The organism is Gimesia panareensis (genome assembly GCF_007748155.1).
In the GTDB taxonomy this organism is placed as follows: Bacteria; Planctomycetota; Planctomycetia; order Planctomycetales; family Planctomycetaceae; genus Gimesia; species Gimesia panareensis.
The window spans coordinates 3,285,869-3,307,429 of record NZ_CP037421.1 but is presented as its reverse complement, the minus strand read 5'-3'; the positions used below and the strand labels follow the sequence as shown (position 1 = coordinate 3,307,429).

The 21,561-nt window shown below is 51.9% G+C and carries 14 protein-coding genes; 5 read left to right on the top strand and 9 right to left on the bottom strand.

What is annotated here, in order from left to right:
* Positions 1-74: 74 nt before the first annotated feature.
* Both Enr10x_RS12420 and Enr10x_RS12415 read left to right on the top strand, forming a co-directional pair.
* Positions 75-1,643, top strand: coding sequence for a PQQ-binding-like beta-propeller repeat protein (locus Enr10x_RS12420; protein WP_232093358.1), 1,569 nt, complete (start codon positions 75-77; stop codon positions 1,641-1,643).
* Positions 1,644-1,800: 157 nt separating this feature from the next.
* On the top strand, positions 1,801-3,666 hold the full coding sequence (locus Enr10x_RS12415; protein WP_232093357.1) for a sulfatase-like hydrolase/transferase: 1,866 nt from the start codon (positions 1,801-1,803) through the stop codon (positions 3,664-3,666).
* Between the two features lie 61 nt (positions 3,667-3,727).
* Here Enr10x_RS12415 and Enr10x_RS12410 read toward each other — a convergent pair whose 3' ends face one another.
* The gene (locus tag Enr10x_RS12410) at positions 3,728-7,276 is read right to left on the bottom strand and encodes a class I tRNA ligase family protein (protein WP_145449456.1); all 3,549 of its coding nucleotides are present in this window, start codon (positions 7,274-7,276) and stop codon (positions 3,728-3,730) included.
* Between the two features lie 243 nt (positions 7,277-7,519).
* On the opposite strand from Enr10x_RS12410, the gene Enr10x_RS12405 reads away from it, so the two are divergent.
* A complete protein-coding gene (locus tag Enr10x_RS12405; protein ID WP_145107335.1) occupies positions 7,520-7,996 on the top strand; it encodes a tRNA (cytidine(34)-2'-O)-methyltransferase in 477 nt (158 codons plus the stop codon).
* Between the two features lie 5 nt (positions 7,997-8,001).
* On the opposite strand, the gene Enr10x_RS12400 is transcribed toward Enr10x_RS12405, so the two are convergent.
* The 8 genes from Enr10x_RS12400 to Enr10x_RS12365 all read right to left on the bottom strand — a co-directional run bounded on the left by Enr10x_RS12400 (position 8,002) and on the right by Enr10x_RS12365 (position 18,237).
* Entirely contained in the window at positions 8,002-9,003 is a 1,002-nt protein-coding gene (locus tag Enr10x_RS12400; RefSeq protein ID WP_145449453.1) for an aldo/keto reductase, read from the bottom strand.
* 581 nt (positions 9,004-9,584) lie between these two features.
* Positions 9,585-10,544 (bottom strand): ferredoxin--NADP reductase, encoded by a 960-nt coding sequence (locus Enr10x_RS12395; RefSeq protein WP_145449450.1) that lies wholly within the window; start codon positions 10,542-10,544, stop codon positions 9,585-9,587.
* A gap of 309 nt (positions 10,545-10,853) precedes the next feature.
* A complete protein-coding gene (locus Enr10x_RS12390; RefSeq protein WP_145449447.1) occupies positions 10,854-11,843 on the bottom strand; it encodes a methyltransferase domain-containing protein in 990 nt (329 codons plus the stop codon).
* Between the two features lie 55 nt (positions 11,844-11,898).
* Positions 11,899-12,633 carry an MBL fold metallo-hydrolase gene (locus tag Enr10x_RS12385; protein ID WP_145107348.1) on the bottom strand — a complete coding sequence of 245 codons (735 nt, stop codon included), beginning with the start codon at positions 12,631-12,633 and terminating at the stop codon, positions 11,899-11,901.
* A gap of 132 nt (positions 12,634-12,765) precedes the next feature.
* Positions 12,766-14,202 (bottom strand): decarboxylating NADP(+)-dependent phosphogluconate dehydrogenase, encoded by a 1,437-nt coding sequence (gene gnd / locus Enr10x_RS12380; RefSeq protein WP_145449444.1) that lies wholly within the window; start codon positions 14,200-14,202, stop codon positions 12,766-12,768.
* A 90-nt stretch (positions 14,203-14,292) separates the two neighbouring features.
* Positions 14,293-15,177, bottom strand: coding sequence for an HAD family hydrolase (locus Enr10x_RS12375; protein WP_145449441.1), 885 nt, complete (start codon positions 15,175-15,177; stop codon positions 14,293-14,295).
* 44 nt (positions 15,178-15,221) lie between these two features.
* Complete coding sequence (locus Enr10x_RS12370) at positions 15,222-16,508, bottom strand: diphosphate--fructose-6-phosphate 1-phosphotransferase (protein WP_232093356.1); 1,287 nt, start codon at positions 16,506-16,508, stop codon at positions 15,222-15,224.
* A 511-nt stretch (positions 16,509-17,019) separates the two neighbouring features.
* Complete coding sequence (locus Enr10x_RS12365; protein ID WP_197997580.1) at positions 17,020-18,237, bottom strand: hypothetical protein; 1,218 nt, start codon at positions 18,235-18,237, stop codon at positions 17,020-17,022.
* A gap of 159 nt (positions 18,238-18,396) precedes the next feature.
* On the opposite strand from Enr10x_RS12365, the gene Enr10x_RS12360 reads away from it, so the two are divergent.
* Positions 18,397-20,388, top strand: a complete 1,992-nt coding sequence (locus Enr10x_RS12360) for an Hsp70 family protein (protein ID WP_145449436.1) — start codon at positions 18,397-18,399, stop codon at positions 20,386-20,388.
* 54 nt (positions 20,389-20,442) lie between these two features.
* Complete coding sequence (gene menC / locus Enr10x_RS12355; protein WP_145449433.1) at positions 20,443-21,555, top strand: o-succinylbenzoate synthase; 1,113 nt, start codon at positions 20,443-20,445, stop codon at positions 21,553-21,555.
* Positions 21,556-21,561 lie beyond the last annotated feature (6 nt).

Genomic DNA, 21,561 nt, shown 5'->3' with positions numbered 1-21,561 from the left:
AGCTGAAGTACTGCCTGCCAGTCAGCAGAGCAAACGGAAGTCAGGCTTGTTATCACGATTCAAAGAGGGTTCTCATGCGATCGATCTGTCTGTGTAGTCTGGTTGTTTGCCTGTTCAATTTGATACTGCTGGAATCCCAGGCTGATGCCGCGATTTTCAGTGGCGAGATTCAATCCATCTCTCCTGATCAAAAACAGGTGGTCATTAAATCCATCCAGGGCAAGGAAAAAAGTTTCACCATTCCTGCTTCGGTCCCGATTACCTTCAACGGTAAAAAAGCCCCTTTCGATCAGTTCAAAACGGGACAACGGGCTACTGTCTTTACGAATTCATCGGGGGAGATTACCCGTTTTTCGGTTCGTGAGGCGCTGGAACCCAAACCCCAGACGACTGTCGAACGTCCCAAAAAGGAAATGAAATCCAGGAAGACTACGGGATCCTCTGATAATAAGCCGGCAGGGAATCTGGGCTGGACGCAGTTTCGTGGTCCTGATCGAGCTAATATTTCGAGTGATACCGGACTGATCAAGGACTGGAATCAGAGCCCGCCGAAGCTGTTATGGACGGCGCGTGGATTGGGCGAGGGGTACTCTTCTGTTTCTTTAAGCGACAATCTTGTCTTTACGATCGGAACGAAGGCTAACGAGGAAACCGTTTATGCCCTTGATCTGAATACAGGTGAGATTGTGTGGTCTCAACCCAATGGGACGATCTTCCAGAACAACCAGGGAAACGGGCCACGCTCGACTCCCACTATTGATGGAAATCTGCTCTACGCTTTGGGAGCCAACGGTAATCTGGCCTGTCTGTCAGCACGTGATGGAAACCTGGAATGGTCAAAAAACATTCTGCAGGAATTCGCTGCCAGTAACATTGTCTGGGGGATCAGTGAATCTCCTCTGATAGATGGTGATAAGCTGATCTGCACACCCGGCGGTCAGGGGGCTACGATGGTCGCGCTCAACAAGCGGGATGGTAGCCTGATCTGGAAATCGGCTGTGCCAGGTAATCCCAAAGCGGGATACGCCTCGCCGATTAAAATCAGTGTGGGAGGTATTGAACAGTATGTGAATTTCACCCACTCTGGGGTCATGGGCATTTCTGCTCAGACGGGAGCTCCGCTCTGGGGAAATGATCGGGCTGCGAATAAGACGGCAAACTGTTCGGCTCCCGTTTTCTACCCTGAAATGAACTCGGTGTTTTATGCATCGGGATACGGAACCGGGGGGGCTCTGCTCAAGCTGTCTGCGGCACAGAATCAGGTGACAGCCCAACTGGGGTTCTTTACGCCTGACATGAAAAACCATCATGGTGGGATGGTGCAGGTCGATGGTTACCTCTATGGATCGAGTGATCCGGGAGTTTTGACGTGCATCAATCTCAGGAATGGAGAGACCGTCTGGCAGGACCGTTCTGTCGGAAAAGGGGCGCTGACCTGTGCTGACGGGCATATCTACCTGCGTAGTGAGAAAGGTCCCGTGGCTCTGGTAGAAGTCAATCCAAAAGCGTATGTTGAAAAAGGACGTTTTGATCAGCCACAACGGAGCGGCAAACCCGCCTGGCCTCACCCGGTCGTCGCTGATGGAAAACTCTTTTTACGTGATCAGGACCTGCTGTTGTGCTACGACGTTCGTGGCCAGTAGTCTCAGTCATTAGCGGGTTGAGTCTGGTCCAGTCAGATTTAAAATGATTCTCAGGCTCTCTGTTGGCAGGGAGTCTGTTTTTATCGGTTTAGAATTGAAAGTGAGATAAATGCAGCTTCGAAGTGCTCAGCAAACGATATTCTGTGGAATCCTGAGTATGTTCGTCCTGGCTCTGTTTTCAGGTCCAGCGACAACTTTATTTGCGGCGGATTCTGAAAATACCCGACCGAATGTGTTGTGGATTACCAGTGAGGATAACGGTCCCCACCTGGGTTGCTATGGTGATACTTACGCAGATACCCCTCACATTGACAAACTGGCATCCAGGGGAACCATCTACCTCAACTGCTGGTCGAACGCCCCTGTCTGTGCGCCTGCCCGGACGACATTGATCACCGGGATGTACCCGACCTGTCTGGGGGCCGAACACATGCGGAGCATGGTCAAGCTTCCCAAGCAGTTCCTGATGTACCCGCAATACCTGCGGGAAGCCGGGTATTACTGTACAAATAACAGTAAGGAAGACTATAACGTCGCCAAGTCTGGGAAGGTCTGGGACGATTCCAGTCGCAAGGCACATTGGAAAAATCGCAAGCCGGGACAACCCTTCTTTGCTGTCTTCAATCATACCATCAGTCACGAAAGTAAGATCCGCAACCGGCCTCATACTCTGGTACATGATCCTGCCAAAGCCCGGGTCCCCGCATACCACCCGGATACACCGGAAGTCCGGCACGACTGGGCTCAGTACTATGACCGGATTACGGAGATGGATGCCCTGGTCGGGAAGAACCTCAAGGAACTGGCTGAAGCGGGGCTGGCCGATGATACCATTATCTTCTACTACGGAGACCATGGTTCCGGCATGCCTCGCAGTAAACGCTGGCCTTATAATTCCGGATTACAAGTGCCACTGGTGATCTACATTCCACCCAAATTCCGGAATCTGGCTTCATCCGATTATCAGACAGATGGAGAATCAGATCGGCTAGTCAGCTTTGTCGATTTTGCTCCCACTCTGTTGAGCCTGGCAGGGATTGAACCTCCCAAACACATGCAGGGATATGCTTTCCTGGGACAGCATCAGACCAAACCTCAGGACTATCTGTTTGGGTTTCGGGGGAGAATGGATGAGCGTTACGACCTGGTAAGATCCGTGCGCAATAAACGTTATGTTTACATCCGCAACTACATGCCTCATAAAGAATATGGACAGTACCTGAATTACATGTTCCAGACACCGACGACCCAGGTCTGGAAACGCATGTATGATGAAGGCAAGCTGGTACCCCCTCAAACCTACTTCTGGGAAACGAAGCCGGCCGAAGAGCTATATGATCTCCAGAGTGACCAGGATGAAGTCCATAATCTGGTCGGATCCGATAAGCATCTGAATGTGCTGAATGAACTGCGTGAAGCCCAGCATCAGAAACTGCTGGCCATTCGGGATCTCGGATTCATGCCGGAAGCGGAGATTCATCGCCTGGCGGATGGCCGCGCTCCTTATCTGGTCGGTCACAATTCCCAGCTTTATCCGATGCCAGAAATTCTGGCGATGGCGGACCTGGCCTCTTCCCGCAAACCGCATTGCGAGGCGGAACTATTGGCCGGGCTCAAGAATTCCAATGATGTGGTCCGTTACTGGGCTGCGATGGGATTTTTGATTCGTGGTCAGCAGGCTGTACAACAGGCAGCCCCCCAGTTGCGAGCAGCATTACAGGATTCGTCGAAGTCTGTGCGATGTATCGCGGCTGAAGCTCTGGGCCGGTATGGTAATCAGCAGGACGTTCAGGCTGGCGTCAAGACGCTGCTCTCGCTGTCCAATCTGAACAAGGACGGGCTGTATGTTGCCATGCTGGCACTGAATGGCCTGGATAAACTGGGGCCTGAGAAAACCGCTTCGGTGCAGGATCAGATTGCTAAGCTGCCTTTGAAGAATGACAAAATCGACCGTCGTCTGCAGAACTATGTGACACGACTGGTTGAACGGATTCAGGAACAACAGCAGCAGAACGAGAAATAGAACTCTGAAGAGAGTCAACGCGGAAATGGTTTCGCGTTGACTCTCAATTCATTCCGTCACTTCAAATTTTCTGAATTTGCAGGCTGACTTTCGCATTCCCGATCGTCACTTCCTTGCCGTCAGCCAGAGCATCGGACTTGTCCAGTTGTTCGCCGAGCGTCTCGCCCAGGATGTAATCTGTCCAGTTGGAAACAGCCTGTTCGACTTCAGGAGCGTTCTGTGGGTTGTAGAAGACCTGAATGCGATCCTCAATTTCCAGATCTGCTTCTTTGCGAAGCTGCTGAATCTGGCGAACAAAGTCGCGGGCCATTCCTTCCTGTTCCAGTTCCGGAGTGAGTTTGGTCGAGATTGCAATCTGGATCCCCTGCTCGTCTGCACTGGCCCAGTCCGCTGCCTGCTCCGTTCCCACCAGGACGTCGTCGGGTTCCAGATCGATCTGGTTGCCGGAAAGTTCCAGCGAAACCGATTCCCCGCGTCGGAGGGGGCCCAGTACTTCATCGCCCAGTTCAGGAAGTTCCTTACGCAGGACGCCGAGCAGTTTACCGTATTTGGGCCCCAACGTTTTCAGGTTTGGCTTATAGGTATAGCTGACCAGTTCATCCAGGTTTTCACAGCGAGTGACCTGCTTGATATTGAGCTCTTCTTCTACAGTACTGGCCAGGCTCTCGATGGCTTCCGCCTGCTCGGTAGTCTGACAGGCATAGCGTAATTCAGCCAGCGGCTGACGAACACGTTGATTCGATTCATCCCGCAGCTTATGGCCCAGTTTGACCATGATCTGTGCCTGGGCAGAGCGGAAGTTGAGTTTTTCATCAAGCAGCGTGGTGTCGCAGGTGGGGAAATCACACAGGTGCACGCTCGCAGGTGCGCTCTTGTCCCAACTGGTTACCAGATTCTGATAGATCCGTTCCGTCAGGAACGGGATGACGGGCGCCAGTGCTTTTGAGAGCGTGACCAGGACTTCATAGAGTGTCTGGTAAGCAGCCAGTTTGTCTGTGTCGTTCGCATCCTGAGAACGCCAGAACCGGCGACGGTTCCGACGAATATACCAGTTTGAAAGATCGTCGATGAACGTAGTCGCATTCTTGAGGAAGCCGGCATAATTGTAGGCTTCAATCTCTGTCTTGCCTGAAGCCAGCAGCGCCTGCAGATTGGAGAGGATCCAGCGGTCGATTTCCGGACGATCCGAGACTGGAACGGGGGCCTGAGCGGGGTCGAATTCATCCAGCCGGGCATAATTCACGAAGAATGCATAGGAGTTCCAGAGCGGAATCAATACCTGACGACGGATCTCGTCAGCGGGCTTACTTTCAACCAGACAGGTAGGAGCACCCTCTTTGGTCTCAGAGATCGGACCTTCCGGGGTTTCCAGAGTGACATGCTGATCGGGGTTCCGCATGCCAAAACGCAGGTCGGATGCAGGGTTGTGCGCCAGATACATCCAGCGCATCGTATCGACGCCTAACTGCTCTGCTGCCTCTTCAAACCAGATGGCCGTTCCATCTGATTTGTGCATTGCTTTGCCCTCTTCATTCAGCACCAGGCGATACCCCAGCAGAGTCTTGAACGGAGGTGTTCCATCCATCATGGTGGCCATTGAAAGCAGTGCATAGAACCAGTTCCGGAATTGACCGGGGAAACACTCTGTGACCAGGTCAGCCGGGTACCATTTTTCCCACTCTTCCCGGTTCGTGTTGTACTGCATCGTTGAGAAGGGCACGATCCCGGCGTCCAGCCAGGGGTTTCCGACATCCGGGATGCGAGACATCAGGTTGCCCGTTTTGGGGTTTTTCAGTTTCACCTGATCAATCCACGGACGATGCGGCGTATGTCCTTCGAGTGCTTCCCAGCCTTCGACGGCGCGTTCCTTGAGTTCATCCAGAGACCCGATGACTTCAAAATCGCCGGTTTCCTCATCCACCCAGATTGGTAGTGCCAGTCCCCAGAAGCGTTTTTTGGAGACCATCCAGTCCCGCATGTTGGTCAGCCATTCCAGCTCGTGCTGTTCGCCGTCGATACTGGAAGGGACCCAGTCAATCTGGCGGGTGATGTCTTTGATTTCTTCCCGCCAGTCCATATTGATGAACCATTCATCCACCAGACGGAAAATCAGTTCGTCTCCGGTCCGCCAGCAATGCGGATAGATGTGGGGGTACTGTTCGACTGAGACCAGCAGGCCTTTCTCTTTCAGTTTTTCAAAAACGAGTTCCGGGGTCGCTGGATCGATGGCTTCTTTGCCGGTGAATTCACCAAACCCTTCCTCGAACCGGCCGTCTTCGCCCAGTGGTGCAATCGCGACCAGGCCCAGCTGCTTACCCAACTGGTGGTCAACATCACCGCAACCCGGGGCTGTATGCACGATCCCGGTTCCCTCACCTGCAACGACGTGCGGGTTCCCTTTGAAATCGCGACCTCCGTCCACGACCTTATGGCAGGAGACCCCGCTCTGATTCAGCAGGTTTTCATCGCTGGGATATCCCCCAGGGGTTTGTTGTGCCGGCAGCTCGTCAAAGGGCCCCGTATATTCCCAGCCCACCATCTCGGCACCTTTGATGGTGTCGACGATTTCATATCCCCCCTGCTCTTTGAAGATCTGAGCCAGGGTTTTCAGCTTAGGGACATCTGTGGGCCAGGACCATTCCGGGCGCCCGAAGCCTTCTTTGAACTCACGACTCAGTCGCTGGTATTCCAGGTTGTCCTTGGCGAAATAGTAAATCGCATCGTCTTTTTTGGCTTTGAGTTTGACGTATTCCAGGTCCGGATTGATGGCGGCAGCAACGTTACTGGTCAATGTCCAGGGAGTGGTAGTCCAGATCAGCAGATACTCGTTTTCCCGGTCTTTGAGTGGGAAGCGGACGAAGATCGACTTATGGACTGACAGCTTCCGCCCGTCAGCTACTTCCATCTGGCTGTAGGCACTCCCCCCGCGACCGGACCAGGGCATCACGTCATGTCCCCGATAGACCTTGCCGCGCTCGTAGCACTTTTTAAGGAAGGTCCAGATGGTTTCGTTGTTTTCCGTGGAGAAGGTGAAATAGCTCCCCCCCCACTCCGCATTACCCAGTCGGGAGACCAGCATATCTGCCCGGTCTGTTACCTGCTTGCCACTCGGGGTGGTCATGGTCACTTCAGTCTCTTCGCCAACAGACTCTGCCAGTTCCCGTAGCTGGTTGGGGTTGTCCCAGTCCATCCAGAAACCCAGACGTACGGATTGTTCCGTCTGCCGGGCGGCAAAACGCAGCACCCGTTTTTTACATTCGTTGACAAATTTGTCGATCCCGTGAGAGACGACTTCCTGTTTGGTGCCGTATCCCAGTTCTTTTTCCACTTCCACTTCGACCCACAGTCCCTGACAGTCGAAGCCGTTCTGGTAGCGGAGTTCATGTCCTGTCATCGCGTAATAACGCTGGTAGGCATCTTTATAAGTTCTTCCCCAGGCATGATGCACACCCATGGGGTTGTTTGCGGTCATCGGACCATCCAGAAAACTCCACTTGGGTTTCCCCTGATTCTTCTGGCGGAGCTGGTCAAACGTCCGGTTTGTTTCCCAGAATTTGAGGATTTCGTGTTCACCTTTGATGAAGCTGGCATCAGTAACTTTTTGAAACATCGGAAGATCTTATTGTGTTTACGGTCTGTGATTGAGTTTTGGGATTTCGGAAAAAGATCAGCAGCAGGAACTGCTGTCTGTACCATTTCAAATTACGATCCATTACGCTGACGCATACCTGCAGAAAGCAGAAGTATAATAACCTGAATGCGTTAAGTATTACATAGACAGCGCTTTCTTACGAGTGCTGTAAATTCGTATTTGTAACTGTTTTGCCAGTTTTTTACCAGTTTGAGCGTCTGTATGTCCCCCTCTTCTGAACCTCTGATGCATGTCGTCCTCTACCAGCCTGATATTCCTCAAAACACAGGAAATATCGGCCGTTCTTGTGTGGCAGTCGGAGCCAAACTCTGGCTGGTCCGTCCCCTGGGGTTCAAGCTGGATGCCAAGCATCTCAGGCGTGCCGGGATGGATTACTGGCAACATCTGAACTGGGAAGCGGTCGACAGCCTGGAGGAAGTACAGGATCGGCTTTCAGACAGGACATGGTGGAAGCTGACCAAGTTCGCGACCCGCCTGCTGTGGGAAGCCGACTTTGAGCCAGGGCAGGTCTTCCTGTTCGGAAGCGAAAGCAATGGTCTACCTCCCAGCGTCCGGGACGCGTCCCCCGAATGTAACCTGAAACTGCCAATGTACGAAGAGGTTCGCAGTCTCAATCTCGCCAGCACAGCCAATACCGTGATGTACGAGGCGGTACGTCAGTTCGGGGGACTTCCCTAGAACGATTATTTACCGCGGCCGGTGACAGGGTACTGCGGATCCTGGAAGCCTTTCCCGCTGTGTTCTCCCGGGGGAACCAGGGAGTCGATGAATGCTTCGTCTTCGGCTGTGATTTCCACATCCAGGCATCCCATATTATCGTCAAACTGCTCCATGGTTCGGGGGCCGATAATGATTGACGTCAGGATTGGATTGGCGAGACACCAGGCGAGGGCAAAGTTCGTCATGGAAACGCCTTTTTTGTCGCAATAAGCGGCAATTTCCTGTGACAGCTCGATACTGACATCGCGCAGCTCGGCTTCGTTCATGCGCTTATCATTCCGCGAGGCACGACTACCTTCCGGGAACGGTTTTCCGGCCTGATATTTACCCGTCAGAATACCGCGGGCCAGTGGGCTGTAGCTGACCACACCGATGCCTTTTTCCTGACAGAGAGGCATGAGTTCGACCTCAATGTCACGGTTCATGATGTTATAGAGTGGTTGTACACAGCTGAAGGAATAGAGGTTCCGCACATCGCTCGTCCAGAGGGCTTCTGCCAGTCTCCAGGCACGGAAGTTGGAACAGGCGATATAGCGGACTTTTCCGGAGCGGACCATATCGTCCAGAGTCCTCAGAGTTTCTTCGATCGGTGTCTGATAGTCGGGGGTGTGGACGTAATAGATATCGACATAATCGGTCTGCATGCGTTGCAGGCTGCGATCAAGTTCCCGCATCAGGTGGACGCGGCTGGCCCCTGCATCATTAGGGCCATCTCCCATTGGTGCCCGCCCTTTGGTGGCCAGGACGACTTTATCACGACGGTCAACCAGGGCCTTGCCAACCACCGTTTCGGAGCCGCCGGTACTGTACATATTGGCGGTGTCGAAGAAGTTGATCCCCTGATCGATGGCTTTATGCATGATGGCGATCGAATCTGCCTCATTTGTAGGGCCGCCGAACATCATTGTGCCCAGACAGACGGGAGAGACACGTACACCAGCTTTTCCTAAGTTACGGTAATCCATAATTGCGTTTCCTGAAGTTGAAGTGGAGTTTGCTAATACCAGTCATCAGCTTCCCTATCTTCGGGATTTGCAGCAGAATTCTCAAGGGACCACGGAATTCCTTGAACAGACGTGGTTGAAGATTTGATCAAAGCCTGTTAAAGTAATGGTTTCCACCTTGGACTTACAGCTGAGCCGCTGTTTAGGATCTGCTTCCATTCAGGAACGAAGGAGGCGGAGTGCGGTACTCAGAGAGTGAATATTTCAATTTTTCTAAGTTTTAGAAGTAGATACGAAAGGCATTGCTTCGAATGGGAACCAAGAAGACCGGTAAAGGACGTCGAAAAATTGGTCGTAAAAAACGACGCGCTCGTGCTAAGATCAGACACCGCAAAGACTAGTCGTAAGACTGGATCATATTCTACCTGGCTCGCCATTGGGTGAAATTGCGTCAGCTCTCTTTTTTTCTGAGTAACGGCCTGCAAGCCAGAAGTTCTCCTGTGTTTCTCTGGACAGGAGTTGAATGCGCCAAATTAAAAACGGGGCTGTTTTGACTGGCCCCGTTTTCGATGCGCTGAGCGGAATGAAAAGTAACTGGCTGTTTACCAGTACTTCTCGAAATGGATATTTCCCGGGCTTTTAGGGGTTGAGAGTTTGTATCCCTGCTCGGTGAGCAGTTCCACCATGCCTTTGGATTCGGGATAGACAAGTTCTCCCTGTTCATTCTTTTCAGGAAGCCCAATCATCGACGGATTACCACACAGGAAGACCTGTGTATGTTCGGGATGAGGTATCCAGCCAAACTGTTCCTGAAACGATTCCGGTACAATGATATCCTGCAGATACTGCTTACCCACGTACTGAGGATGCTGGGAATCAATATTCTCCGGTTCCCGGGTGGTGAAAGCCCCATAGCGATAGTTGGAATACTTTTCCATTAACTGTTTCTGCTGGTCGAGATAGCCCAGGTCCCCTCGATAGCGGACGCAGGTCATGGAAACGACCTTGCCGGTATGGCCTCGCTTCAGTAATTCTATTGTCATGGAATTATGAGGGGCTTCACCTGTGCCGGTTCCCGCGAAGATGACATTATCTTCCGGCGCAATCGGCTTAAGCGTATAAGTTCCCACTGGTTTCTTACCAAGGTGTAGACGATCCCCGACTTTCAGGTTGAACAGCCGGGGAGTCAGTGGAGGATCATCAGTGTCAGGGCGTAAGACCAGAGTAATATAAAACTCCAGATAATCGATCTCATCATTGGCCAGCAGGTCTCCCTGGACATCCAGCATGGGGCAGGAGATCGAATAGGCGCGGCGGATCAGTTTCTGTTTCGGCAGTTCTGCCAGAGGTCCTCCATCAACGCGATGTTCCCAGGATCCGAGACCCAGAGTTGTATATTGACCTCCCAAAAATCGGGGAACCTCTGCATCGGGCTTGACGCGTACGATCATTAAATGATCGTGGGGCATACGCAGGTCCTGAACCGTTGCGTTGTAGTACTTGTTACGTAACTCTTCAATTTCAGAAGTTGATTGCCCGGATGGAGGATTCGATGGATTCATGACTCTCCCTGTGGCGCTTGTTTCAAAACCAGAACTACTGGTGAGGGATGTTGGGTTACCTGGATCTTCCTGTATAGAGGGAAGCAACAGGATAATCTGATGTTTTTCTCAACTAAGGGTTCTCTCCTCTATCACTTTTTTAGACCGGATTGTCAAGCCTGATCTCCCGTTTCTTGCAGGTGCACCAGAGAAGTGAACTCGTTGAGAGGGGCTGTCATAATTGTGCATAGCTGAGTCTGAAAGCTGCAACGAATGTTCCTCTCCGGGAGGACTGGTAATCTATGCTGATCAGGAAAATGCAGACGGATGTCAGCTACTTTGAACGGTTGAAAATTTCGTGCCTTGAACGTTCACGCCACTGCCGATCAGCAGGTTATGGTCGTAACACCAGCGATAGACCCCCCCGGTTTTTTCCGGTGGAAGAACCTTCAGATTCTCAAAGCCAGCCTGTTCGAACCAGCTACATAGTTCACCCACGGTATGATGGTACTGGTATGCGGGGGCAAACCAGTCGAAAGTATCGCAGACCCGGTTTTCCCAGTTGGGGTGATTACTGAAATTGATCACCTTATTCAAGGTTTTGTTGATCACAGGAATGCCCCCCAGCCAGGCGCCCAGTCGGCACCAGGGCTCCAGTTTCTCCGGAGACATGCGTGTGGTGATTTTTCGCAGACCGGTGTTGATCCATTCCTGCCACCACTGGTTTTTACGATAGAGCCAGACGGAGTATCGTCCCCCCGGCTTGACCATGCGCGCCACTGCATCAAAGACAGCCCGGGTATCTTTATCGTGATGCATGACTCCGATTGAGAAGACGAAATCGAAAGACTCGGGTTCGAATGGCAGATGTTTCAGGTCAGCCTGAACCAGATGAACCTGATCGAGGTGGGCACAGAGTTTCTGCGCTTTTTCAACAGCGGTTGTGTGGTCTGCTCCAAAAACGATTCCCCCTGCCTCAGCGGCGACTTTGCAATAGCGGCCTCCGCCACAGCCTGCATCGAGGATTTTGAGCCCCTTTAATTCGCTGAGTTCCATCCCGGTCTTCGCAGAAAAAGTAGCCCGATCTTCGTCGTCATGAGCTACTTCGTATTTGTTCCACTGGAGACCAAAACTGGACAGGTGCTCCTGGTCGACAAAACGCGGAATTCCCTTAATGATAGGATACGTTTTACCGGTAGTGGAAGAAGTCAGCTTCGTGTGAGAATCATCCGGGGTCAGGGGATGCCCCGCTTCCGGATCCCGCAATAAATCAAGCAGTTCCTGAGAAAGAAATGGTTGGGAGGATGTTTCTTCCGTCATGGAATTGGGGGGCTTCTTCTTAAGCTTGTGGATGGTGAAAATTCTGAGGCATTTCTTAAAACTCGAGCTCCATCAGATCCTCTCCGAGTATTGTATTCGGAAAGATCTTCTGAGCAACTTCAATTCCTACCGGATCATCTCCGGTCTGCTGCGGATCGATGTGTGTCAGGACCAGTTGACCTACCCCGGCATCGCGGGCCAGTTCAGCGACGGGTGTCGTATGGCTGTGCCCGGTCTTATCGGCCCATTCCGCCTGTTCATCCGGAAAATAGCATTCGTGAATCAGCAGGTCGACGCCTTTCACAAATTCAAGGTGCTGTTCGGGATGGGATGTATCAGTAATATAAGCCAGGGAGTGTCCAGGCCAGTCGATTCGATAGCCCACAGAGCCTCCCGGATGCTCAAGACTGATATGGCTGAGTGTTCCCTGTTCCGGAACGGATACCGTGTCTGGCAGTGTGATGAACTCATAATCCGGGAGTAAGGGAAAGATTTCGTCACTGAACAGGTGGGTCTGGATAGCAGCCAGTTTGGAAGCTTCGCCATACACTTTGACGGAATCAACCTGTCCGGTGAGCATCGGGACCAGAAAGAAAGAGAGACCGACAATGTGATCCAGATGCGCGTGGGTCAGAAAGATCTGCAGATCGCGTGTTTGCAGGTGGTGGGGAACTCTGAAAAAACTGGTTCCGGCGTCGAAGATGACCCCTGATTCGGGCAGCATCAGGCAGGCAGTATGCCGACGATCATTCGGGTGGTATCCGCCTGTTCCCAGCAACACAATTCGCATTGTCTCACTCCCTCTCCACACATCATAAAAATGCCCGTTAATAAAGTGGTATTATGGCTTTATTAACGGGCAAATGGACCGTCTGGCTACAGCGAAACCAGATTGGTGATTCGAAGAGACCCGCAGAGGGAATTACGAATCGAGGCGACGTTCATGAAGCCAGTCAGTATGGAACGTGCCTTCTTTATCAATCCGCTGGTAGGTGTGGGCTCCAAAGTAGTCACGCTGAGCCTGCAGCAGATTCGCAGGCAGGCGTGCCTGACGATATCCATCATAGTAGCTGAGAGCAGCAGAGAAGCTGGGGACCGGCAGGCCGAGCTCGACAGCGGCAGCCACGACGCGTCGCCAGCTGGGTTGTGCTTTTTCCACAGCGTTACGGAAGAAGTCGTCCAGCAGCAGGTTTTCCAGTTCCGGATTTTTGTCAAAGGCGGCTTTGATGTCCTGCAGGAAGGTGGAGCGGATAATACAGCCACCCCGCCAGAGCAGAGCGATGTCGCCGTTGTTGAGCTTCCAGCCGAAGTGTTCAGCCGCCGCGTTCAATTGAACATAACCTTGAGCGTAGCTGCATAACTTGGATGCATAGAGTGCCTGGCGAACATCTTCGATGAACTGAGCTCGATCGCCTTCGAATTTCTTCTCAGGACCACTCAGAATTTTGGAGGCCCGTACACGCGCTTCTTTCTGTGCTGACAGGCAACGGGCATAGACGGCTTCGGTAATCAGGGTGGTAGGAACACCCAGGTCCAGGGCGTGCTGGCTCATCCACTTACCAGTTCCCTTCTGCTTGGCCGTGTCCAGAACCTTGTCGACCAGGTAGTCGCCGGTTTCTTCATCAATGACGGTGAAGATATCGCGGGTAATCTCGATCAGGTAACTTTCGAGTTCACCCCGGTTCCATTCATCGAAGACTTTGTAGAGCTCTTCGTTTGTCAGGCCCAGGGCATGTTTCAGAATGTAGTACGATTCGCAGATCAACTGCATATCGCCATATTCGATACCGTTGTGGACCATTTTGACGTAATGACCGGCTCCGGCTTCTCCAACCCATTCACAGCAGGGAATGTCGTTGTTTTCGCCTACTTTGGCAGAGATGTCCTGCAGAATCGACTTGACGTGAGGCCAGCCAGCGGGGGAACCGCCGGGCATGATACTGGGGCCTTTCAGGGCGCCTTCTTCACCGCCGGAAACACCAGTACCGATAAACAGCAGGCCTGCTTCTTCCACTTCTTTAGTACGACGATTGGTATCATCAAAGTGAGTATTTCCACCGTCAATGATGATGTCGCCCGGGCTGAGCAAGCCTTTGAGGTCTTCGATGATGGCATCTACAGCGGGGCCGGCTTTGACCATCAGCATGACTTTACGTGGTGCGGCAAGGTTGTCCACCAGTTCCTTGAGGGTGTGGTAACCCGTAATCTGCTGCTCATCGGTTTTTTTGCTGACAAACTCATCCGTGGTACTGGTGGTGCGGTTGAATACACCTACGGAGTAGCCGTGGTTGGCCATATTCAGTACCAGATTTTGTCCCATCACTGCCAGGCCGACCAGGCCGATATCGTGTTTTGACATGGAAATTCTTCTTCGTTTTTGATGTTCTGTGATTGATTTAAATTGTGACTGTTAGGGAATCCCAATCGTCAGGATACTCTACTCCCCGGATTACCGTTTCCAGGGAGGGACCTCCGGCAGATAGCTGTCGAATTCAGCGATTACTTTTGCCTGGTATTCGCCAGCGTATTCACCATTCAGGAACTTGTCACAGGCTTCGCCGATGAAACGCTCCCAGCTGGCTTCTTCCGCTCCCGGATTGATCGGGTAGAAGAGAGCTCCGACGGCTTCGGCTGCTTTCATGTCGCCAGGAGCATCACCGATCATGAGAACTTTGTTTTCTTCATATCCAAAGTTTTTCGCCTGTCCCAGTGTTTCTTTTTTGCTGCCCGCTTCCTGACCGCAGATTGCATCAACGTACTGAGCAATATCGTGCTCTTCCCACTCTTTGTTGAGCGCTTCATTAGGAGTTGCAGAGCAGACAATCATGTCGGCAACCGGATCCAGCTTGATGAGACTCTCACGGACGTTTGGGTAGGGAGGCACGTCATGGACCATGTCGGCGATCATTTCGTTGACCGCAAGCGACCATTTCAGAGCCAGTTCCAGATCCGGATCTTTAGTTTTTTCCACTTCTGCAGTCAGAGTCGGGTTACCGAGTTTGGTTTCCCGCTCAATCCAGTCTCGGACGCCTTGCAGACGGGGAACTTTCACATTTCGGGATTGTACTTCCGGCCGTTCTTCCAGCAGGTCCAGAGCCAGTGTGTAGGAAATAAACCGGTTGGCACCGCGCCACTTTGAGTAGAGGTTCGTGAATTCAGCAGCTTCACGAGCATACTTTGAAATGGGCTGCAGACCGAAATAGTTGATGAAATTGGGAATAAAACACTCTTTATGCTTAATTTCCATGGAATCGAAGGCACACCCGTCAGAGTCAATGCCGATCAGAAACTCGCTTTTCTTTTCAAACTTGGTATCCAGAGGATTATCCGACACAATCGTCTCCCGTATTTATTGAAATGTCTTCTGTATGTTGTGGTTTATCTGTCTGCCTGTGGAACGTATTTGGGCAGTTTTTGATCTGAGAACAGCGGCTGCAGCTGAGCCAGCCGCATCCGTCCATTGATCATGGGGATGCTGGGCCAGTCGTTACCCACCAGAGGCTTGCAGTATTTGACAAAGTCGTCAGTCACATCCATCCCGTCGGCTGTGATCCAGTTTTTGGGGAAGGTACGTTCGCTGTTGGCCACTTCAGGTAAGGGCACTTTGTCGTACTTTACATTATACCCCGGTCCCTCAGCACGGAGAATCGTAGACATGTAGCCTGATTCGCCGGCAGCAGCCAGCAAGGCGGCTTTTTGTCCTGCGCCATAGGCTTCGTCGAGGTCGACGGTAGACGCGTAAGCGATATTGTGACGCTGGTCCGTTCCTGGAACATTCGCCCGGGCAGCTCCCTTCACTGCCAGACCCCGCTCGTTGAGTTCATTGACCAGTAACTGAGCTACGGTCAGCTGGCTGGAGCTGAACTGGGTGTGTCCGAAAGAGTCCTTGGTTTCCCCGATGTCACCCAGGGAGAGCCCTTCACTGACAACCACAATCAGGCGGCCATCCTTGCGGAGCTGATCGTTGATCTGAGCATGAATCTGCTCAATGCTGATGGGATTCTCTGCAAGATAAATCTGCATCGGGATTTTACGCTGTGGGTCAGCCAGACGGGCAGCAGCCGGGATGAAACCGATTTTACGACCCATTGCCTGCAGAACCAGTACGGGATCAGCAGGACAGCTTCCCCGGTTTTCTTCATTGGCGAGCTGAACCATACTCATCCAGTAACGGGCCGTACTTCCATATCCGGGGGTGTGGTCGATCAGTTTAAATTCACTGTCTCCCACATCATTATCGATGGTTTTAGGAACTCCAATGCCGACGACATCCACTCCCCGCTCCGTCGCCATCTGGGCGACTTTATTCGCGGTATCCATGGAGTCGTTTCCGCCGATATAGCAGAAATAGCCGATGTTATGTGCTTTAAAGACCTCAATAATCCGGTCGAAGTCTTCATTCTGATGCTCTTTGAGCTTGTAACGACAGGTTCCCACGGAACCAGCAGCGGGGGTGACCCGCAGCAGAGCGATTTCTTCAGGAGACTGGCTGCTCAGATTCAGCAGTTCTTCTTTGAGAACACCTTCAATACCATGCCAGCCGGCGTAGATCGTGCCGATTTCGGGAAGATCTCTTGCAGTTTCGACTAAACCTCTCAGGCTGTTATTGATGACCGGTGAAGGTCCACCCGACTGGGCCACGATCATATTCTTGGGACTTGCCACGTTTTCTCCTCACTCTGCTGTAGTATATTCTTTGAAATATTCCTTCCGCAGCGGGAATAGAATACCTCTGACGGATGCTTTAAACACACGTGATTTGACCATTCTGAGACACCTGTAAGTCGGAGGCTCAGATTTGCCTGTTGAATTTCAGGAAAATTCAGTGAGTGTCAGAATGATCGATTTCTCGCAAATCAATTAAGGCGTTTACGAACGCTTCCCACAGTTTTTCAGGCGAATGTCAGCAGACTTGTGTTCTAAAGTGCTAATCCAAAATATGTTACGATTAACAAATTCGTTGCCTGAGCGGGCGAAAGATAGCCTCTGTACAGTGTGGGTGATCTCGTTAAAGGACTCACAAAGACTTGTTTTAACTCACTAAGTCGGGATGTTACCCGATTTGAGGCGTTAATTCAAAGTATCACCCTAGTGCCAATGGAGAAAGTTCCGGGAAAGTTGGGAATGTTAATCGAGGATGTGTCGAGGCGATTCAATAAGTTAAAGTCACTAAATATCAGGGAGTTAAAGTCACCGTCAGACCCTCAATCTGATACGACAGCTTGAGAGGACCAAACAAGGCATCAAAAAATTCATTCGCATTGGCATTCTCAACTGAAATGTCGATTCTTCGGGTGAGATCTACTCCTGCCTGCTTTAATTGATCTTCCTGATATTTAAATTCGATTCCCGATTGCTCCAGTTTCTGCATGACTGCCAGAACCGGAACTTTCTGTACCCGGAGTGTGAATTTACGGCGTCGGATTGGTGGAAATTCGCTTGGTTTCGAAGGCATGTTTCGCGAAGGTCCGCGTGATGGATTCAGGTCCGCTTCGATTTTTTCCTGAATATCGGATGAAGCGTCAACCAGAATCATTCTGCCAGCAGCTGTGATCATTGCTTCTGGAAAGGCTTCTTTGAGGCGTCGTACGGTGTCTACCAGGGAACTACCACGCGGGGCGTACGTTTTCTGGATCGTTACGCGATCAGGAATGGACATGATACGGATGGCCCTGCCCTGTTTTTCCCAGAGAAAGGTTAAATCCAACTGATTGAGTACCAGAGTGAGAGCTTCATTTGCGTTAACAGCCATCAGAGCACCATGAAACCATAAATCGTGGGGGATCCGTTCTGGATTGCTGATAGTAATCTGATACGCTTCGGCGATCTGTTTCAGTATCTCTGCCGGGGTGTCGAGATCCTGGTAATAAAACGATCTGTTTCGAGATAGCTGCTGCATCCTGGATTTCAAACCAGGGTGACTGTCAGATAGAGAGAGCAGTTCCTGGTGTTTGAGTGCGAGTAGTGTTTTTAATGTTCCGACTGCCTGATCGGGGCCCATGTAAACATTGCTGCCGACGATGGTGGTCCGGGCATGAAGCTGCGCAGCAATTTCCTGCAACCCCGCCTCTAATGTCTGATTTTGCAGATCGATGTTTAGTTTTGTTGACGGATCAATGCGTCGGTCGAGGAGGAGGGAGATTTGTTGTGTGTCTTCAATTTTCTCCAGGATCATTCGGATTTCCACATTCGACCACGAGGCTGAAATCGGCTGAGTCAGAGCGCGGCGGAAGCTGCGCTCAGTCACTAAACGTGGCTGGTCCCGGTTCAGAATGACCGGGGGGGCAGTGTTAAGCTGGGCAGCCAAATTACGCACCGCGGACAGCTGTCCCAGGCAGATCAGGCAGGAACAGAGTAAAAGCAGCCGGATTTTGAGAAGGGCAGTCTTGTTCACAAACAGGGACTTTCTAACAGACCATCTACGGAAACAGGAAAACGGAAATCAGGTGCTGGAGTGTGACTTGTTTCCATGATACCATATCAGAAGAGTTCTTACCTGCCCATTTGTACGACAGGCATGCGAAAACACTTATGTGAAGAGAGTTAAGGCGTTATGCAGAAACTACAGGCTGTCGGAATCGATTTAGGAACCACCTATTCCTGCATCGCTCATTTGAATGAACATGGGGAACCGGTCACCATTCCGAATCAGGAAGGCGAGCTGTCTACTCCCTCTGTTGCCATGTTTGATGGAGCGGAAGTGATCGTGGGGACCGAAGCGTTACGGCATGCGATTGTCAATCCGCGGAATGTCGTCCAGCATGCCAAGCGGTTTCTGGGGAAACAGGATTTTCGTTGGGAAATCGATGGTCGCTACTTTTCGCCGAAGGACATTTCGGCTTTCATTCTGAAAAAACTGCTGGCTGCTGCAGAAGAACGTATCGGCCGGATCGATTCAGCCGTCATTACGGTCCCTGCTCAATTCAGCGATCTTCAGCGTCAGGAAACCATTGCCGCCGGCAAGCAGGCGGGTTTGAAGCAGGTCGATTTAATCAACGAACCTGTGGCAGCCGCCCTCTGCTACGTGTTGGGTTCGGAAGGGATGTGGTTTGCCGAACTTGCAGAGGAGCAGCGTATTCTGGTGTATGACCTGGGGGGCGGTACGTTTGATCTCTCACTGGTCAAGTACCAGAAGGATGAAGTGGATGTGATTGCCAGTGGAGGCGATCTGAAACTGGGGGGGATCGACTGGAACAGTAAATTGCAGGCATCGGTCGCTGAGCAGTTTTTTAACGAGTTTGGAGTGAATCCATGCAATGACCCGGAGAGTCTGCAGTATCTGGCAAATGAAGTCGAACAGGCCAAACGCAGCCTGACGGTCAGGCCGAAAACAACCCTGGCCTGCCAGGTCGGCTCACAGCGGAAAACTTACCAGATCACTCAATCACAGTTTGAACAACTCAGCAAAGGACTGGTCGATCGCACGACTGACATTACGAAAGCCCTGTTAAAAGACAATAAAATGGGCTGGGCTCATGTCGATGTTGTGTTGACTACGGGCGGTTCCTCTCGCATGCCCATGATCCGGGATGCTCTGAAGCAGGCCAGCGGGACCACCCGAAATCTGTCACTGCCACCGGATCAGTCGATTGCCCACGGTGCGGCTTACTATGCGGGGATGCTGCTCAGCAATCGCGAATATGCTGAGTCGATTCTCACCAGGGATGCCGCGAGTCGTCTGGCAAAAATGAAACAACACAGTGTGAATGCACGGTCGCTGGGGTTTCTGGTCCGCGACCAGTCCGGGCAACAGCGGATCCCGCATTATCTCCTGCCCGCGAACACGAAACTGCCGGCTTCCGTAAAGCATACTTACGGAACCGTTTCTCCCGATCAGCGGCGGGTCCATTTAAAGCTGATTGAAAGCGGTGCATCGCAGGATGAACCCTTCGTAGTCCTCGGGAACTGCAAAATTGAGGGGTTGCCTCCCAATCTGCCAGTGGATTCAAAAATCGAAGTTTTGATGGAGTATGATGCGGAAGCCCGTGTGCATGTCTCTGCGAAAGACGTCACCAGTGGTAAAGAAGCGCGAATCGAAATTTCCCGGGAACAGAATTTGATCACAGCCACCCCCGGACAGGGCGAAGCGGTCTCAGAACCACTTCAACTTCAGGATATTCTGGATCAGGCTGAAGCCTACCAGGAAGAAAAACCGGAGCATCAGACAGTGGAGAAAGAGTCTTTTTCTGCAATGCCGAATCCGGTGGCCCGGGGACTCGACAGCTCAGAACGTCCGGTGGCACTCTGTAATCAGTGTGGAGAACCCCTGCTGGGGCCACCCGCTTCAGATTGCTCGAATCCAGAAAAGCACACAAGAGGGGCACTTTCGAATCGATCGAACAGATCACGAGGAAAAGCTGAGTTGCAACAGCCGAAGGCAGAATCAAAATCTCCCCGGAAGACCCGCAAAACACAGCCGACCACCCGAAAAAAGAAGAAAGGTCCTGCGTTGCAGGGGCAGAAGAAGACGCGGTCGCAATCCAAGCCACCCAGCCAGATCGACGCCGCTGAAAATGAGTTCTGGGATTTACTGGAAGACGCCTGATTGTCGCTCAAGGCTGAATTTCTTTACAACATCTGACAGGATCTGAAACTTCTGATGAAAATTGAACGGATTGAACTTTATCATGTCGCCATGCCATTGATTTACCCCTGGCGAACTGCCTATGGCGAAGACGCTGCAATTCACTCGGTGCTGTGCCGCATGACCAGTGGCTCGGTCGAAGGCTGGGGAGAAAGTACACCGCTGGCCGCCCCCTGCTACAGTCCGGAATGGGCGGGGGGCGTGTTTCATACGGTGGCAGAGTGGCTGGCACCAGCAGTGATTGGCCAGGATTTTGAAAGTGGAGCCGCACTTCAGGATGCCCTGTCCCTTTACAAAGGCAACTCCTTTGCCAAAGCCGCCCTGGATAATGCCTGGTGGAGTCTGCACAGCCGCATCAGCGGAGTGCCCCTGCACATCGCTTTGGGAGCGACGCGAGATGAGGTTCCCGTAGGAGCCGACTTTGGTGTGATGGATCATCTGGATGACCTGATCGATGCCGTCGGAGAGGCCGTAGCGGAAAACTTTCCGCGGATAAAACTCAAGTTCAGACCGGGCTGGGATATTCCCATGCTCCAGGCAATTCGGTCTGCATTTCCAGGGGACACATTTCACATCGACTGTAACAGCGGTTATCGCTTGAGTGATCTCCCCCTGTTCCAGGCGATTGATGAGTTCGATCTGGCGATGATCGAACAACCTCTGCAGCACGATGATCTGACTGATCATGTCCGTCTGCAGGAACAGATCAAAACCCCTGTCTGTCTGGACGAGAGCATCACTCATCCTTATCGGGCGCAACAGGCGGTCCAGTTGAAAAGCTGCCAGTATGTGAACGTTAAGCCGGGGCGCGTGGGAGGCCTGACCAACGCTGTGAAAATCCATGATCTCTGCCAGGCTGCGGGTATTCCCTGCTGGGTCGGAGGCATGCTGGAGAGTGCAACAGGGGCTTCACACTGTACAGCCCTGGCCATGCTGGATAACTTTACTTATCCCGCGGATATTTTTCCCAGTGAAAAATATTATCGGGAAGACATGGCCCAGGAGCCTCTGGGGCTGTCTAAAATTGACGGGAAGATTCCTGGCGTGAGAGCATTCCAGGAATTGCCCGATCCGGATCCGAATCGCTTACAATCGCTGACCTTGCAAAAGAAAATCATCGAATGTTGAGTTCCC